This window comes from Archangium violaceum Cb vi76, assembly GCF_000733295.1.
GTDB lineage: Bacteria > Myxococcota > Myxococcia > Myxococcales > Myxococcaceae > Archangium > Archangium violaceum.
In genome coordinates this window covers 17762-34643 of sequence record NZ_JPMI01000262.1, presented here as the reverse complement: position 1 = coordinate 34643, position 16882 = coordinate 17762, and the positions used below count along the sequence as shown (strand labels likewise).

The 16882-nt window shown below is 70.3% G+C and carries 13 protein-coding genes; 4 read left to right on the top strand and 9 right to left on the bottom strand.

The genetic code is table 11. From position 1 onward, the window contains the following. Positions 1-92 precede the first annotated feature (92 nt). From Q664_RS36090 to Q664_RS36075, 4 genes are read right to left on the bottom strand one after another with little or no spacing between them, the layout of a single operon-like run. The gene (locus Q664_RS36090; protein ID WP_043406459.1) at positions 93-602 is read right to left on the bottom strand and encodes a DUF3060 domain-containing protein; all 510 of its coding nucleotides are present in this window, start codon (positions 600-602) and stop codon (positions 93-95) included. A gap of 60 nt (positions 603-662) precedes the next feature. Beyond that, complete coding sequence (locus tag Q664_RS36085) at positions 663-3140, bottom strand: cation-translocating P-type ATPase (RefSeq protein ID WP_052519097.1); 2478 nt, start codon at positions 3138-3140, stop codon at positions 663-665. Next, positions 3137-3646, bottom strand: a complete 510-nt coding sequence (locus tag Q664_RS36080; protein ID WP_052519096.1) for a universal stress protein — start codon at positions 3644-3646, stop codon at positions 3137-3139. The genes Q664_RS36085 and Q664_RS36080 overlap by 4 nt, the downstream gene beginning before the upstream one ends. A gap of 20 nt (positions 3647-3666) precedes the next feature. Next, positions 3667-4092: a universal stress protein gene (locus Q664_RS36075; protein WP_043406457.1), complete on the bottom strand. Its 426-nt coding sequence runs from the start codon at positions 4090-4092 to the stop codon at positions 3667-3669. A 296-nt stretch (positions 4093-4388) separates the two neighbouring features. Here Q664_RS36075 and Q664_RS36070 point away from each other — a divergent pair, with 296 nt between their 5' ends. The 4 genes from Q664_RS36070 (at position 4389) to Q664_RS36055 (ending at position 8295) form a co-directional block, all read left to right on the top strand. Further along, positions 4389-5135, top strand: coding sequence for a hypothetical protein (locus tag Q664_RS36070; protein ID WP_052519095.1), 747 nt, complete (start codon positions 4389-4391; stop codon positions 5133-5135). 207 nt (positions 5136-5342) lie between these two features. Continuing rightward, complete coding sequence (locus Q664_RS36065; RefSeq protein WP_043406452.1) at positions 5343-5921, top strand: Uma2 family endonuclease; 579 nt, start codon at positions 5343-5345, stop codon at positions 5919-5921. Positions 5922-6059: 138 nt separating this feature from the next. Further along, complete coding sequence (locus Q664_RS36060; RefSeq protein ID WP_043406450.1) at positions 6060-7703, top strand: sigma 54-interacting transcriptional regulator; 1644 nt, start codon at positions 6060-6062, stop codon at positions 7701-7703. A gap of 181 nt (positions 7704-7884) precedes the next feature. Continuing rightward, the gene (locus tag Q664_RS36055) at positions 7885-8295 is read left to right on the top strand and encodes a hypothetical protein (protein ID WP_043406446.1); all 411 of its coding nucleotides are present in this window, start codon (positions 7885-7887) and stop codon (positions 8293-8295) included. Here the strand turns inward: Q664_RS36055 and Q664_RS36050 are convergent. From Q664_RS36050 to Q664_RS36030, 5 genes are all read right to left on the bottom strand, one after another. Further along, positions 8292-12029 carry a serine/threonine-protein kinase gene (locus Q664_RS36050; RefSeq protein ID WP_043406464.1) on the bottom strand — a complete coding sequence of 1246 codons (3738 nt, stop codon included), beginning with the start codon at positions 12027-12029 and terminating at the stop codon, positions 8292-8294. The genes Q664_RS36055 and Q664_RS36050 overlap by 4 nt on opposite strands. 51 nt (positions 12030-12080) lie before the next feature. Then, on the bottom strand, positions 12081-13661 hold the full coding sequence (locus tag Q664_RS36045) for a tetratricopeptide repeat protein (RefSeq protein ID WP_043406443.1): 1581 nt from the start codon (positions 13659-13661) through the stop codon (positions 12081-12083). A gap of 22 nt (positions 13662-13683) precedes the next feature. Continuing rightward, positions 13684-15012: a hypothetical protein gene (locus tag Q664_RS36040; RefSeq protein ID WP_043406440.1), complete on the bottom strand. Its 1329-nt coding sequence runs from the start codon at positions 15010-15012 to the stop codon at positions 13684-13686. A 247-nt stretch (positions 15013-15259) separates the two neighbouring features. After that, positions 15260-15835: a DUF6855 family protein gene (locus Q664_RS36035; RefSeq protein ID WP_152622533.1), complete on the bottom strand. Its 576-nt coding sequence runs from the start codon at positions 15833-15835 to the stop codon at positions 15260-15262. A 252-nt stretch (positions 15836-16087) separates the two neighbouring features. Then, positions 16088-16567 (bottom strand): GFA family protein, encoded by a 480-nt coding sequence (locus Q664_RS36030; protein WP_043406438.1) that lies wholly within the window; start codon positions 16565-16567, stop codon positions 16088-16090. Positions 16568-16882 lie beyond the last annotated feature (315 nt).

Below are 16882 nucleotides of genomic sequence, written 5' to 3'. Positions count from 1 at the left end.
CAATCCGTGGACCACGGTGTGGATACAGGGTTCAACCCGGGATGCGTGGCACCCTCACCCCGTCCCTCTCCCGGGGGGAGAGGGGAGTTACCTCAGCGAGCCTGCGTCACCTTGTTGTTGCTCCCGGTGCGCGTCACCTTGGGCTTCTTGCCCCCTACCTCCCGCTTCCACGTCACCTGGTTGTCCGAGCCCATCACCTCGATGGCCCCCGCCGCCTCCACCTTCACCTTGTTGGTGGAGCCGCTCACGCTCACCTTCTTGCACTCCCCCGTCAGAGTGATCTCGTTGTCGCTCCCCAGGATGTTCACCTCCGTCTTCGGCGAGCAGCGGTGCGACTCCTGACTTCCCGAGCCGGAAATCTCCAGCTCCGCGCCCGCCTGCTGCTTCACGCTCGCGCCCTCGTCATCCACCTCCACGTCGGCACCGCCCAGCTCCTCGGCTCCCTCCGCCTGCGCGTTCACCGTGGCGTTGCCCCCCCTCACCTGCACGCTGCCGTCCTTGCCCACCTTCACGGAGCCGCCCTGCGCCACCCCCACCGCCGGCGCCAGCAACAGTCCCGCCACCACGCCAGACAGCATCGTTCCACGAATGAAGCTCGACATTGTGTTGTCTCCTCACGGATGCCGAAGGGCTCCCGTTGGGCGGCGCAATCAACACACCCCTCACTGGGAGTGCAATGCTTTCCAGCGCCGTACCCGCTTCGACATCTCCAGCACTGTCACCGGAAGGAATCCCAGCGCGAACGCCAGCCCCAATTCCCACGGGCGCATCGCTCCCAGTCCGAACAGCTCCCGCGCCGACGGCAATAGATAGAGCACTCCTTGCAGCACCAACAAGGCGACGACGATTCCCAGCAACAGCCGGTTGGTGAGCGGCCCCACCTCCCAGTAGAGCCGCGTGGTGCTGCGCGCCGCGAAGGCTCGCAGCAACTCGGCGAACACCAGCGTGCAGAAGGCCAGCGCCCTCGCCCGCTCCAGGTCCCTCGCCGGGTCCGCCCAGATGAACACTCCCAATACCAGCAGCGCCTCCATCATCCCCACCATCAGGATGTACCGCCACTGCGCCCGGCCCAACATCGGCTCGTCCGGCTTCCGCGGCGGCCGCGCCAGCAGCTCCGCTCGCGCCGGATCCATCACCAGCGCCAAGGCCGGCAGGCTGTCCGTCACCAGGTTGATCCACAACAACTGCAAGGGCACCAGCGGCAGCGGCAGCCCCACCAGCGAGGCCGCGAGCATCAGCGTCAGCTCGCCCACGTTGCCCACCAGCAGGTACACCAGCGTCTTGCGGATGTTCTCGTAGATGGCACGGCCCTCGCGGATGGCCGTGACGATGGTGGCGAAGTTGTCGTCCGTGAGCACCAGGTCCGCCGCCTCGCGCGTCACCTCCGTGCCCGTGCGTCCCATGGCGATGCCGATGTGCGCCTCTCTCAGCGCCGGCGCGTCGTTCACCCCGTCCCCCGTCATCGCCACCACCTCGCCCCGCTCCTTCCAGCTCCGGACGATGCGCAGCTTGTCCGCCGCCGTCGCCCGCGCGTGGATGCGCTCCTCTACGTCCTCCCCCGGCTGGAGGATTCCCAGCTCGCGCCCGATGGCCTGCGCCGTCTCCGCGCTGTCCCCCGTAATCATCACCGTGCGCACCCCCGCCGCGCGCGCCGCCGCCACCGCTTCCACCGCCTCGGGCCTCGGCGGGTCCGCCATGCCCACCAGCCCCAGCAACTCCAGGTTCTCCTCCTCGGGCCCCTCGCCCCGCGCCACCGCCAGCACGCGCAGGCCCCGGCTCGCCAGCTCATGGGCCGCCCGGGACGCGCTCACCGTGGCCGAGCGGCAGCGCGGCAGCAACACCTCCAGCGCCCCCTTCACGTAGAGCACGCCATCCGCGCGCAGGATGGACATGCGCTTCGTCTCCGAATCGAAGGGCCGCACCGCCACGCGCGGCCGCTCCCGTTCGAGCTCCTCCCGGCGGATGCCCCGCGTCAGCGCCGCGCGCAGCAACGCCAGCTCCGTGGGGTCTCCCGTGCCCTCCTTCCCGTCCGGCCCCAGCGAGGCGTCACAGCACGCCGCCGACGCGAAGAGGATGGCGTGCGAGTTGTCGCCCCACACCTCGCGCACCTCCATGGTGCCCGTGGTGAGCGTGCCCGTCTTGTCCGTGCACACCACCGTCGTCGAGCCCAGCGTCTCCACCGCTTGCAGCCGGCGCACCAGCGCGTGTCTCGCCGCCATGCGCCGCACCCCCAGCGCCAGGGCGATCGTCACCACCGCCGGCAGACCCTCGGGCACCGCCGCCACCGCCAGCGAGATGGAGGAGAGCAGCACCGTCAGCCACCCGTGGCCGCGCCACAGGCCCAGCGCCGCCACCAGCACCACGATGGCCAGGCACGCCACCAGCAACGTCCGCGTCACCTTCGCCAGCCGCTGCTCCAGCGGCGTCTCCGTGTCGCTCGTCGAGGCCAGCAGGTGGGCGATCTTCCCCAGCTCCGTGCCCATGCCGGTGGCCGTCACCTCGGCCATCCCCGTGCCGCGCGTCACCGCCGTGCCCAGGAACACCGTGTCCGAGCGCTGCGCCAACGGTGCGTCCGCGGCCACCGCCCGCGCCGCCTTGTCCACCGGCACGCTCTCGCCCGTCAGCGCCGCCTCGTTGGTGGCCAGCGCGTGCGCCTCCAGCAGGCGCGCGTCCGCGGCCACCACGTCCCCCGCCTCCAGCAGCAGCACGTCCCCGGGCACCACCTCCGCCGAGGGCAGTTGCACCGCGTACCCGTCCCGCATCACCCGCGCCCGTGGCGCCGTCATCGAGCGCAGCGCCAGCAGCGCCTGCTCGGCCTTGTACTCCTGCAGGAAGCCGATGAGCGCGTTGAGCACCACGATGGCGCCGATGGCCACGGCGTCCGCGTACTCCGCCAGCAGCGCCGACACCCCGCCCGCCCCGAGCAGCAGGGCGATCATCGGCGAGCGGAACTGTCCCAGCAGCACCCCCCACGGCGAGCGCGTCTGTTCGCGTTGGATTTCGTTGCGACCGTGCTCGGCCAGACGCCGCGCGGCCTCGGCCCGGCTCAGGCCCGGGACGAGGGTGTTCGCCGGCTGGGGTGGGGCAGGGGGGGCTCGAAAGGACTCCTCCCGGGGCGTGGAGGTGGAGGGACCGCTCATCCCGGGACTCCGTTCGGCTTCAGGGGAGCGGGTCCGGGACGGGCGTCCAGCGCCGCGCCCTCCTGGCCGAGGTGCACCTTGCGGCCCGTCTCGGGCACCACCATCACCGGCTTGGGGCAGGTGCGCAGCAGCTCGTCCGCCATGCTCCCCAGCAGCGTGCGCGCGAGCGTCCCGCGCGTCCGCGTCCCCACGATGACCAGGTCCACGTCCTCCGCCCCGGCCGCCTCGCAGATGGCCCTCGCGGGCTCTCCGTGCAGCACCGCGATCCGCGGGAGCGGTCCGCCGTGGCCGGTGTGCAGGCGCAGCTCCTCCAGCAGCCCCCGCGCGTAGTCCTCGCACGCCCGCTCGAAGGCGGCGAAGTCCGCCGTCTCGCCCTCGGCCACCGACGCCGGCAGCACGTGCACCAGCATCACCTGGGCTCCCACCCGCTCGCCCAGCTCCAGCGCCACGCGCGCCGCCTCGCGTGCCACCTCGGTGCTGTCCACCGCCACCAGTATCCGACGCATCGCACTTCCTCCGGACTCGTTCATCGCACCACCACCACCGGCTTCGTGGCCGTGTGCACCACCTGGGTGGCCACGCTGCCCAGCAGCAGCCGCGCCACCGCTCCCTGCCCCCGGCTCCCCATCACCACCATCTGGATGTCCGCCGCCTCCGCCCGCCCGGCGATGACGGCCGCCGCGTCCCCCACGCCCAGCTCCGTCTCCACCTCCACGCCGTGCGGCCCGGCCTTGTCCGCCAGGGCCGCGAGCAACCGCTTCCCCTCGGCCTCCTGGGTGTGCAGCAGCTCGGCCAGCGATGCCGGCGTCATCCCCCCCAGCGGGAGCATCCCCCGCGGCATCGCGTGCAGCAGGAGGACTCCCACCCCCAGCTTCGCGGCCAGGGACGCGCCGTACTCCAGGGCGCGCAGGGACGGAGGTGAGCCATCGACGGCGATGAGGAGGCGGGCCATGCTCCTCTCCATTCCATGTCCCGTGCCAATCCCCTTCCGAGGGACGGGCCCGGCCGGAAGTGGGGCGCGCGCAAGGGCTGCGTGGTACGCGCGCAATCCTTGCGCGTCCGCACGCCCCTCCCTGTCACAGGTGCAGCCCGTTTGCACACGTCATGCCCGGCCTCGCGGGCCGCGGGCTCCCGGGTGCTTCTCTCTCGGAATCTGGGAACGCGGGTAGTCCGGGACCCGTTTGCGCCGCGAGCTTCCTCTGAGAGAGTGCGCGGCCTCAGTCCCCCCCTTCAGGAGCAGAGAGAGACATGAAGCACGAAGGTATGCCGCGTTCGCGTTGGCTCGCGATGGCCCTGGTGTCGCTGGTGGCGTGTGGTCCCGAGGAGGAGCCCGAGCCCGAGCCCCAGCAGCCCGCCGCCTGCACGCAGGAGAGCTACGACGCCGCCGTCCGCGACGCCATCGAGGCCACCCCGGAGGAGGTCACCGACAGCCTGTGGGCGATCACCCCGTCCAACACGCGCCTGTCGTGGAACGCGGACCAGAGCGCGGTGCGCATGGTGGCGTGGACCACCTTCACCGGCTACGCCATCGGTGACAACACCCTGTCCCGCGAAATCTGGGTCACCGCGGTGCCGCAGCTCAAGGAGCTGTGCAAGACGGTGCCGGAGGACACCGCGCGCATCGCCCGCGTCAACCAGTTCCTCGGCCTGCCCCCGGCTACCGCGGCGGACAACAACCGGCAGTTCGTCGAGATGTGGGTGAAGCCGGGCGACATGTTCCGCCCCTGCCCGGACTCGGAGATCACCGACTCCACGTGCGGCCTGGCCTTCCCCACCGGCGTGTCCAGCGAGCACCGGACGTGGATCTCCAACAACTACGCCTCCAGCTACGGCTTCTGGCAGTCCACCCACTACCCGTGGACGGGCCTGGGCTACACCTATGACTGGTGCAGCCAGGACGACAAGCACGTGGGCGCCAGCGAGTTCGTCGTGCGGCCCGGCTCCATCGTCAGCGTGGTGGCCATCATCGACCGCAACACCTACTGCGCCCAGTAGGCGCGGGGCCCTCCGGACCTGTCTCCCGCGTGGGCAGGTCCGCGAGGGCGTCCACTCCCAGCCGGGTGACCGCTCGGGTCAGGCGGGTGTTGATTACTGTAGAAGTAGGGGAGGGGCCATGCTACCTGTTGAGCAATGGAGCCCTGCCTGTCCCATGTGCATGCTTCCCCGGGCTGGGGGAGGCGTGGTCTTCTCCTGGCCGAACCCATGACGGTCACGGTCAAGAAACCCGCGACGTACCAGGACCTCTGTGCCCTGCCGGAGACGGTGGTGGGCGAGCTCGTCGCGGGCGAGCTCGTCGCCTCGCCCCGGCCCGCCAATCGGCATGCCGGAGCCACCACGACCCTCGTCGGGGAGCTCTCGGGCCCCTTCCAGTGGGGGCGGGGCGGGCCTGGCGGGTGGTGGATCTTCCACGAGCCGGAGTTGCATCTGGGCTCCGACATCCTCGTTCCCGACCTCGCGGGGTGGCGGCGTACGCGGATGCCGGTCTATCCGGACGAGCCCTTCTTCACCCTGGCTCCGGACTGGGTCTGCGAGGCGCTCTCGCCTTCCACCGCGAGCTTCGACCGGGTGAAGAAGATGCCGGTCTACATGCGCGAGCAGGTGGGCCACGTCTGGCTCATCGAGCCCGTGAACCGGACGCTCGAGGTCTTCCGGCGCGAGCATGACCGTTGGGTGCTCGCGGGCAACTACGCCGGGGATCAGCTCATCCGCGCGGAGCCTTTCGAGGCGATGGAGTTGTCGCTCGAAATGCTTTGGTACCCAAGCAGGCTCCCCGCCAGGTGAGAGGACCTCCCAGGTAGGAAGGAGGGGGGCCGCGGCCCGAAAGCCGGGAAATGCCCGCCCGGTGGGGTGCCGGGCCCGAGCACTGTGGGGTGGGGGCGGTGTAGAGTTCTTCTGGCGTTGACGCCCCGAACCGGTCCCATGCAGAAGAAGCTCTCCGACGACCTCTCGACGACCGCCGTGCACTCACGTGGCAGGGAGGCAGAGGCCCCGCACATCGTGCCGGCCCTGACCATCGTTTCCCATCCCCAGCCCCAGCGGATTGGCGAGCGGCGGCTGCTGAGCGAAATGGTCGCCGCGTCGGGCCGGACGGCCTCGCTGTCGCGCAATGCCCCGGACTTCTCCCGTCCCGGCAGTGTCCTGGCCCTGCCGCTGGGAGACCCCTTCATCAGCCGCAAGCCGGTGCAGTTCGAGCCCGGAGCGCGCGGTGGGGTGCGGGTGCTGGTGCCAGAGGATGGCACGGGAGTCCGGGTAGCGGGGCAGCCGTTGGTGGGCTGCCGCGAGTTCTCTTCCGAGGAGCTGGCCGCGGGCGTGCCGTTGGAGCTCGCCGAGCGCGTGGTGCTGCTGCTGCACCAGGCCTCCTCCTCGCCGGAGAGCGGCCCGGGAGAGCTGGGCATGGTGGGCCAGGGCGAGGGCGTGCGCCGGGTGCGCGAGGACGTGGTGCGCGTGGCGGATCTGGACGTGCCGGTGCTCATCCGCGGGGAGACGGGCTCGGGCAAGGAGCTGGTGGCGCGCGCCATCCACCAGAACAGCAAGCGCCGCGACGGGCCCTTCATCAGCGTCAACCTGGGGGCGCTCTCCAAGGAGCTGGTGTCCGCCGAGCTCTTCGGCGCGCGCAAGGGCGCGTACACGGGGGCCGCCGGAGACCGTGAGGGCTTCTTCCGCGCCGCCCATGGGGGCACGCTCTTCCTCGACGAGGTGGGCGAGGCCCCTCCCGAGGTGCAGGTGGCGCTCCTGCGCGTGCTGGAGACGGGCGAGGTGTTCCCCGTGGGCGGCAGTACCCCGGTGCGCGTGGACGTGCGGCTCGTCACCGCCACGGACGCCAACCTGGAGGAGCGCATCCGCGAGGGCGTCTTCAAGGCGCCGCTGCTGCACCGGCTGGCGGGCTTCGAGATCCAGGTGCCGCCCCTGCGCGAGCGCCGCGAGGACATCGGCCCGCTCTTCATGCACTTCGCCCGCCAGGAGCTGGAGACCACGGGCGAGGTGCAGCGGCTGTCGTCCCCGGACCCGCGCGCCGAGCCGTGGCTGCCCGCGCCGCTGGCCGTCCGCCTGGTGCGCTACACGTGGCCCGGCAACATCCGCCAGCTGCGCAACGTGGCCCGGCAGCTCGTCATCGGCAGCCGCGGCCTGCCCTCGCTGCGCGTGGATGCGCGGCTCGAGCAGGAGCTGGACTCCGCCGCCGCCGCCGTCCCCGGACAGACGGTGGCCACCCGGGGGGCCCCCTCCGCCTCCTCCCTTGCTTCCGAGGAGCCCGACTCCGCCGACGACAAGGCCGCCCGGCGCAAGCCCTCGGACGTGGGCGAGCAGGAGCTGCTGGAGGCCCTGCGCGCCAGCTCGTGGGACCTCAAGGCCACCGCGGACCGGTTGGGCATTCCCCGCTCCTCCGTCTACGTGCTCATCGACAAGAGCTCCCTCATCCGCACCGCGAGGGACTTGAGCCCGGAGGAGATCACCCGCTGCTTCCAGGAATGCCAGGGGGACCTGGACGAGATGGTGCGGCGGCTCGAGGTCTCCAAGCGCGCCCTCCAGCGCCGCGTGCGCGAGCTGGGCCTCGGCGCGGACTGACACGTCAGCCCCCGGACCTGACGTGTCCGGTGCGGTGGGGGGAGGGCCCTGGCGTGGGCCGGGGGCGCGGGCTCCCGGGGGAGCGAGCATGTCAGTCTCGCTGGTACGGTGCCTGCAACTTCCCGAGGAGAGCGTTCTTCCAACGTCCCCCGCGCGGGATTCACCGCTGGAGTCCGAGTCCATGACCAAAACCTACGTTCCCATCGTGCCCGTCACCATCCAGAGCGATTCCAACGGACAGCTCCAGAACATGCCCTCCGTGTACCCCGTCACACACGGCCAGTCCGTGGATTTCGTGGTCGAGGATCCCATCCAGGTGGTGGTGAGCTTCGATCAGTCGAGTTGCCTGACCAAGACCGGCCCCTTCTACCTCGACGGCAGCGATCCCACGAAGGCGGCCACCGGCCCCCTCGAGGTCCTCCCCGATGCCGCGGGCCGGTACCCGTTCACCGTGGCGCCCGACACGTCGAGCCCCGCGTCCGGGGCGTACAAGAAGCCCGGGGACTTCGAGGCGAAGCAGGGTGAGCTGGAGGTGTCGCCGGATCCCGAGGAGGACGAGGAGAAGGGGAAGGGGAAGGGGAAGCGGGACTAGGGCGTGGGTGGACCGGCCACGAGCCTCCTCGGGGCCGTGAGCCGGTGGCGCCACTCGGGCTCGAGGTGGGGGTTGTGGGCCAGCGCCTGCTCCAGCTCCTCCCGGGCCTCGTGGCTCCACGCCTGTTGCCGCGCGGTGACGGCGGGCCCGGCCATCGCCAGGAGCACGCTGGCGCGCACAGTGCGGGCCCGGGCCCACCGGGGCCGGCTGGCCAGGGGTTGTCCGGCCAGCTCGAGGGCCCGCTCCAGCTCCGGGGCGCCGTCGAGGCCCCGTTGCTGCTTCCACCCGGCCCAATCGCGATAGAAGCCGCTGGCGGCGAGCTGGTACTCCGGGCGCCGTGGCTCCAGCTCCAGCGCCTGGTGCCAGGCCTTCGCCGCCTGCTCGAAGTCCTCGTCCCGGGCCTTGTCCTGACGGGCCCGCCAGCGGGCTCGCACCCCGAGCGCCTCGCCGAGGTAGCGCCACGCGTTGCCCAGCCGGGGGTGGAGCTCGCGCGCCTTCGTCAGCGACTTCTCGGCCTCGCCGAGCTCCGGCCTCGGATCTCCCCCTTGCTCCAGCGTCCAGGTGGCCAGCAGCACGTGCGCGCGGGCCTGGTTGGCCCAGAGGTCCGCATCGCCCGGCAGCAGCGCGAGCGCCTGGCGATAGGACTCCAGGGCGGCGCGCAGGCCCGGGCCCGGGTCCTCCCGCCGCGCGAGCTGGAAGAGGGCCCGCGTCACCCGCACCTCGCCGAGGTTGTGGTGCGCGTAGGCCTGCTGGGGCGCCACGTCCCGGGACTGCTCGAAGGCCTTCCAGGCCTCGGCGAGCAGGGGCTCGGGGTCACCCCCGTCGTCCCAGACCTGCTCGGCCTGCCACAGCAGCGCCGCGCCCAGGCCGTCGTGGAGCTGGGGCAGCTTGGGGTTGATGGCCAGCCCCCTCCGGTAGAGCGCCAGCGCCTTCTCCTGGTGCGGCCCGTACTCCTCGCCGCGGTCGCGGTGGTGGCGGGCGAGCAGCGCGGAGGCATAGGCTCCCTGGTAGCAGGCCACGGCATTGGCGGGGTTGAGCTTCAGCGCCCGCTCCATCGCGTCCCGGGCCCGCGCCAGGTCCCCCGCCTTGTCCGGGGCGCCCTGGGTGGTGGCCCGCTTGCGGTACACGCCGCCGAGGTTGATCCACGCGTCCGCCTGCTTCTCGTCCAGGTGGATGGCCGCGAGGTACGCGTCGATGGCCTTGCCCTGCGCGACGAGCGGCTCTCCCCCGTGCTCGCTCTCGTAATCGGCCCACACCCGCCAGGTCATCCCGAGGATGATGAAGAAGGGGGAGTCGCGGCCCTGGGGACGGACGCGCTCGAAGGACTCGAGGGCCAGGCGGAGCTGCTCCCGTGGATCCTTCCCCCGCTGCTGCCGGTAGCGGGCCCACAGCCTGTAGATGACGGCCATGCTCAGGGTGGCGCGGTCCGAGGGCGCGAGCTCCTGGGCGGTGCGCGCGGCGGCGAGGGACTTCTCCAGCAGGGGCTCCACGCCGTCGCCGCCCTTCTGGAGGCGGTGCTCGGCGAGCCGGCGGTGCAGGCGTGCCACGGCCAGGTGGGAGGGGGCGTGGTCGGGCGCGGCGGTGAGCGCGCGGGAGAGCACCTCCAGGCCACGCTCGTAATGAGGCAGGACGTTGCCCTGGCCATACAGCTCCATGACGAGCGCGGAGGCCTCCAGCATCGCCAGGGAGGAGTGCACGGTGGGCGAGCTCTCGGCGGTGGCGATGGCGGAGGCATACGCCTGGCGGCCGGCGTCGAGGTCCTTCTGGGCGGCGGCGGGCTCTCCCTGGCTCCAGCGTTGGTTGGCCCGGGCCAGGAAGATGTCGCCCCGGAGCAGCGGCCCCTCGTGGAACCAGGGCTGCGTGGTGCCCATGGCGTCCAGGTGTGCCAGCGCCTCCTCGTGACGGTCCTCGAAGAAGGCGAGCAGGGCCTTCACATATAAAGGAGGGGCGGGGACGTCGGGGCCCTCGGCCTGGCGGAGGTACGCGAGGGCCGGGTCCCGGTAGCGCTGTTGGACTTCGCGGCGGCGGGCCTCTCGCTGCTCGGGGCTGCGGCGCTCCACCTCCTGCAGCAACTGCTCCTGGTAGAGGTGACCGAGCACCAGCGCGAGCGCCCAGGCCACGCGGGGCTCGCGGTAGCCGTGCGCCCAGGCGGACTCGAGCCGCTCGCGCGCCCCTTCCTTGTCATCCAGGGCGAGCAGCGCGCGGCCCAGGGCGTACTGTCCCGGGCCCACGGCGTGCTCTCCAGCCTGTTGCACCTCGGCCTCCAGCGCGGCCATCTCCGCGCGCAGCGCCTCGCGGTCCTCGCGCGTGTCGTGCAGCCGGGAGAGGGCGGAGTAGCGCGCCGCGGCCTCCATGCGCTCCACGCGCTCGGTGAAGCTGCGGGAGAGGCGCTCGCGCTCGGCCACCTCGCGGCGGGCGAGCACCGCCTGCCCGAGGGCCAGCATCACCACCAGCAGCGCGGCGGAGCCCAGGGACAGCAGCACCCGGTGCTTGCGCGCCTTCTTGCGCAGCCGGTAGCCGAGGCCCTGGCGCGCCAGCACCGGCTCGCCGGAGAGGAAGCGGTCCAGGTCCTCGACGAGCGCGCGCGCCGAGTCGTAGCGGGCCGGGCGCTCCTTCTCCAGGCACTTGAGGACGATGGCCTCGAGGTCCGCGGGGATGTCCTTGTCCAGTGCGCGCGGGGGCCTGGGCTCCTCGGACTGGAGGCGGTTGATGACCTCGAGGGCATTGGCGCCGGTGAAGGGGGGCTGGCCGGTGAGGAGCGCGTAGAGCGAGGCACCCAGGGCGTAGACGTCCACGCGGCGGTCGAGCTGGGAGGCCTCGCCGCGGGCCTGCTCGGGGGCCATGTAGTGCGGCGTGCCGAGCACCTCGCCCGAGGCGGTGCCCTCCTCCTTCCAGTCGCGCGCCAGACCGAAGTCCATGACGAAGGGGGAGAGGCTCCCGTCCTGCGTGCGCTCGACGACGATGTTGGCGGGCTTGATGTCGCGGTGGACGAGCCCGGCGCGGTGGGCGGCGTGTACGCCCTCGGCGGCCTGGCGCAGCAGCAGCACCTTCTGCTCCAGGGTGAGCGAGCCCGCGAGCTGGCCCAGCGGTTGTCCATCCACGTACCGCATGGCGATGAAGCCGCGGCCGTGCACCTCGCCGACCTCGTACACCTCGCACACGCGCTCGTGGCGGACGCGAGCCTGGGCGCGGGCCTCGGCGAGGAAGCGGCGGGCGAGCTCGGGGTCCTCGCCGCGCACGAACTTGAGCGCCACGTTGCGGCGCAGCAGCGGATCATACGCGAGGAAGACGAGCCCCATGCCGCCCTGGCCGAGGAAGCGCACGGGCTGGTAGCGATCCCAACCCGGGACGGGGAAGGCGGGCTCGCGGGGCGCGCTGGAGGCGGGGCCGCCGCTGGAGGGAGACGGCGAGCCCGAGGGCGTGGGGGCCGGGCTGGCGGCGCCGGGGGCGAGGGTGGCGGCCTCCTCGGGCTGGGCGCCACCGGTGTCCGGGTTGTCGCGACGGCCCGTGTCCTGGTGCCGGCCCGTGTCCTCACCGGAGAGCTCCTCGCGGAGCATGAGCAGCGTGTCCTCGGAGAGTTTGCCCCGTTCCCTCAGCAACTCGAGTGGGCCGCGCTCCAGGCGCAGGGCCTCCTCGCGCAGGGCTTCCGCTTCCTCGTGGGAGAGCAGTCCTTCGTCCAACGCGAGGAGCAACTCCTCCTCGTACGCCTCACGTTTCGCCCCTGTGGAACTCACGCGGAGAGCATACCGGGAGAGGCCATGGGCGCGGAATGGCACCTCGGGCGCTCACTCCTTGAGGCGGCGGCGGAGTGCCTGGGCTTCCTCTTGTGCCCGGGCCGCGCCGACCTGGTCGCCGAGGCGTTTTCGTATGTACGCGACGTTCTCAAGGGAGATGGAGAGATCGTCGAGGGCCTGCGGGATGTCTCCCATGAGTTCATGAATCTGGCGTGCGAGGGAGAGGGACTCCTCAAAGGCGGCGCTGGCGGCTGGGAGGTTGCCAAGGCTCTGCTGCACGTCGCCCACCCTGTGGAGGGAAACGGAGAGGTCACGAAGGGCCTCGGGGGTGTCGCCCCAGGCGGCGCGCAGCTGGCGTGTGAGGGAGAGGGACTCCTCAAAGGCGGCGCTGGCGGCTGGGAGGTTGCCGAGGCTCATCTGCACGTCGCCCACCCTGATGAGGGAACCGGAGAGGACACGAAGGGTCTCGGGGGTGTCGCCCAAGGCAGCGCGCAGCTGGCGTGCGAGGGAGAGGGACTCCTCAGAGGCGGCGCTGGCGGCTGGGAGGTTGCCGAGGCGCTCCTGCAAAGCGCCCACGTTGTCGAGGGAAATGGAGAGGTCACGAAGAGCCTCGGGGGTGTCGCCCGAGGCGGCGCGCAGCTGGCGTGCGAGGGAGAGGGACCCCTCGAACGAGGCCAAAGCCGGCACGAATTCACTCCGCGAGAGAGCAAGATTCGCCAACTCGTTCAGCAGCAGCGCACGATACCGGTTATCGCGACTACCAAGGACCTTGACCGACTGTTCCAGATGCTCGGCAGCCGCAGCTGGATCTCCATGTGCCTTCTCGGCCAGTGCGAGCTTGTGGAGTGCCATTGCTTGTAGCTGTGGATTTCGCAGTGGGTTCTTGAAGATGAGCTCTCGTGCTCGCCGAGCTGTTTCGACTGCTTCGCCCGTTCGTCCGGATGAAAGCAGAGCATCCAATCGCCCAAGAAGAACCTCTATCTGCCTCGGCTCATCACCGGCTGTCTTCGCCAGAAGCCGTTCCGATTCAGCGAGAGCGAACTGCGATAGTTCCTCTGCCTCGGGGCTCTTTCTGCTCACAGCCCGGTCCGAAAAAGATTCCAAATCCAGTCTGGGCTCTCGTGGCGAACTTTCGGCTATCGGGGCGAGTTCGATCACCAATGCGCGAATGGACCAGAGGTCCGATGCCGCCTCCCGCATGAGGTGCTTCAGCTCCGGAGGGGCGACGAGCACGAGGCCACCGCGCAGGTGCCGGCGCAGGGCATCGCGCCGCTCGTTCATGCGAGAGACCAGCCATAGCCAGGCTTCCCTCCAGGGTTGCTCCGTTCCATCGCCAGGGTCGAGGTGCAGGGCTTCCACCCACGTACATCCAGCGGTCGCGGCTTCGTGAGTAAACAGCGCGGGAATCAACTCCCTCAGCGCCGAGGGGCTCTCGGGATGGATGAACTCCAGCCGGCGTGTCTGGCCTCGAAGCAGGCGCTCGGTGCGACGGCGGAGCACTCCCGCGCTCAGGGGGGACGGCGAGAAGATGAACCCCAGCCAGAATCCTTCGGCCAGTTCCAGCTGACGCCGCAGCCTCAGCCACTCCGCTTCGCCCTTCGGGCCAATGTCCGCTTCGGTGACAGGTCTCATGGCACCGCTTCCCGCCTCCCTGTCACGGCTCCTTCGCCGTGCGCTTGCTGGCCTCCTCCACCTGCGCCTTCACGACATCGCGCACGAGCGGATGCACGTCGTACCACTCGTTCCCGTTCCGGTAGTAGAGCGCGAGGTGCGTATCGAGGTAGCGCGCGAGATCATGCAGTTGCTTGATCTCCGGCAGCGCCACCCCATGCGTGGTGGCGATCAGATGAAGCCACTTCGCGTCCGCGTCCGCGATGGGAAGGAACTCGGTGCGGACTTGCGCGATGGCGGCATCGACGGTCTCCCCGGGCACTGGCAGCCGATCGGCCCGGCGGATGATCTCCGAGAACAGCCGCAGGAAGTCACGCAGGTGTCCGCCGGACAAGAGGCTCAAGCGATCGAGCGTCGCACGCTCGGGGCCGAGCAATCCCTGCCAATGGCCTCGCGCGGAGATGAGCCGCTCCAGCAGGTCGAGGCCTGGCTGGAAGACCTGTCCGGAGCTGTCTCGCACCTTCAGGGCCGGCAGCACCTGGACGCCCCCCGGGGAGTAGAGCGTTCCGAGGTTCGGGTACAACACCTTCAAGTACGGGGGAATCGTGTAGACGACGTGCAGGTGCTCGAAGTGGAGCTTGTCGCTGTGACTCGTGAACAGGTTCACCACCGAGTCCTGCACGACCGTCGCGTTGGCCGAGGTCCCCCGGATGTGCTCCATCGAATCCAGCAGGAGCACGACCTCCGTATCGGAGCCGTGCCGCTCCTTGACCTTCTTCACGCAGCCCGTGACGTAGGCGCGCACGTCCTCCACCAGCGCTCCGAGGTGTCCGGACATGCGCTTCTGGAGCGTCTCCCGGAAGGAGGGATCGCTCTTGAGCGCGACCTTGATTCCCACCGTGGAGAGGTCCGAGAGGTTGAGATGGGTGCGCTTCAGGAATGTGTCGAAGCGTGCCCAGTAGCCTTCCTTCGTGGGGTCGTTGGGGAGGAATCCTTCCTGCTGGAGCGCATCCCCGAAGGCGCCGGCTACCGCCAGCAGGAAGTCAACGATGTCGACGGGCTGCGACAGGTTGATGTAATCCTCGAGATCGCAGAGCACGACCTTGTAGTCACCTTGTCCGCTCAGGTGCTTGCGCAGGCGGTGCAACTCGGTGCTCTTGCCGCTCCCCCGGAAACCGGAGAAGAGCTGCACGCTCGACCCAAGGGCGAACTGGATGGGACGCGCCAGGAGCTTGACCGGGTCATGCGGTGCCAGCTCCGGGGTGTCGTACAGCGGCACGTAGCGGTCCTTGTCGTTCCCCTTGAACTCGATGGGCTGGTCCGTGACCGCTCGGAAGAAGTTGCGGAGGAACGCCAGGTCTTCGGTCTTCATGCGCGTTGTTCCAACCTCTGGGGACACTCGGATACCAGGACGCGCGGGTCCGGCCCCAACCGCACCGGCGCCCGCGACCCTGCGCTCCTAACAGATGCACCCGAGGCTGGCGAGATGCTGGAGCGCCTGACTGCTCGGTGGCTGGCCCTGGAGGCGCGTGGGCTGAAGGGCAACGTGCTCGTGCAGGCACCGGAGCAATGCCGGTACGGCTCGACTGCCTGGCGCTCTGACGGCGATTCGCCCCGTGCTACGCGCCGCGCGCGCGCATCCGGTTGTTCTTGGGCTGGTGCTCGACCTCGGCGAGCCCGAGCGCCTCGAGGACGGGCGGCACATACACGCCGAACCGTCCACGGAGGCCCTTCTTGAGGCCGTACCAGCCGCCCACGGGGTTCTTCGGTGACCGCCCCCACGCCTCGACGCTGCCTTCGGGAGCGGGCTTCTGTTCATCCGCGCCACCGAGGGGCATCCAGTCCCCGTGGGCAACGAGCAGGGCGTGCAGGTCGTCGATGCAGCGCAGGTGGTAGCGCAGCTCGGTCTTGCCCACGCGCACGACGAGCGCGGGCGGGTCGAGCGTGTCGTCTCGGAAGGCCTCGAACTCCGAGGTCCCGGGCGGAGTCTTGAGCGTCCAGGGCCGCTCCCGTGTTCCGGCGCTGCTGGAGCCCGTGGCCTGTTTCTTCGCCGGAGCCTTCTTGGCGGCGGGCTGCTTCGCCGGAGCCTTCTTGGCGGCGGGCTGCTTCGCCGGAGCCTTCTTGGCGGCGACCTTCTTCGTCGCGGCCTTCTTCGCCGTGGTCTTCTTCGTTGCGGTCTTCTTCTTGGCGGCCATGTTGTCCCCCCTCAGGTGGAGTTCCGTCGCGTCGGATGCGGAGCGCGGCTCGGGAGTGGCGACTCTACTTCGGTGGAGCAGAGGATGAGCCACCTGAAGGGGTACTCCTGCGGGAATGCACGGGGCGCCTTCCGGTCGCGCGGCGTGCCAACTGGTCCAACAGTTGGACCAGTTGCTCCCCAACGCGGCCGGAGCCTCTCCCCCTGACAGGGGTTACTCCTCCTGGCTTGGGCACAGGCGGTGCCGCGGCCCTTATTTTCGAGGGAGCGAGCCCGGCTTCCGTGCCTGCGCCGCGTACGCGTCCGTCAGCCCTTTGTATTCGTGGAACTCGGGCAGCTTCGCGAAGCTGTGGACCGCGGGTGTGGTCGCCCAGGGGAGCTTTTCGCTCGTCCACGTTTCCATGAATGGAGTGAACCAGCTCGGGTCATCGAGCATCGTCGCGCGCAGGTTGACGAAGGTGTCGATGCCGTGGGGCCGGGTGAACATCCAGCTCATGCAGTACGGGCAGAAGAAATGACGGTGCTCGCCGTGGAGGCCACCGATCACGGGCTCGCCTTGCGTCACCTCGAAGCCCTCGGTGGGGATGGCGGCGCTCAAGGAGAAGGCGCTGGCGCTCATCCGCTGGCAGCCCGTGCAGTGACAGGCCATGGTGAGCAGGGGCGGGGCGCTGATCTTCAGCCTCACCCGTCCACAGCGGCATCCACCTTCCCACGGCAGCTTCCAGTCGTTCATGCGCGGTTCCCTTCCCGTTTGGGGAGCTTCTTCTCACGCGTGAGGGCACGGTGCACATGTTCTTCTCGCGCTACCGTGCCGCCGGAAACACCAGCGGGGGACTGGCACTCGAGGTGGGCGGGGAGCAGTTGCTTGATGTCTCTTGCCGCACCACCCGATACTTCGTGGGATTCGAGAAACGAATGCGATTCCATTTCCACTGCGGCGCTCGGGTGGCTCTCTCGTGGATGTGCCTGCTGTACCTGCAGGGCTGTTGGATGCGCATGGAGCCCTGTGGAACCAACGCGGCATGGCAACGGTGCGCGGCGCCTGTCC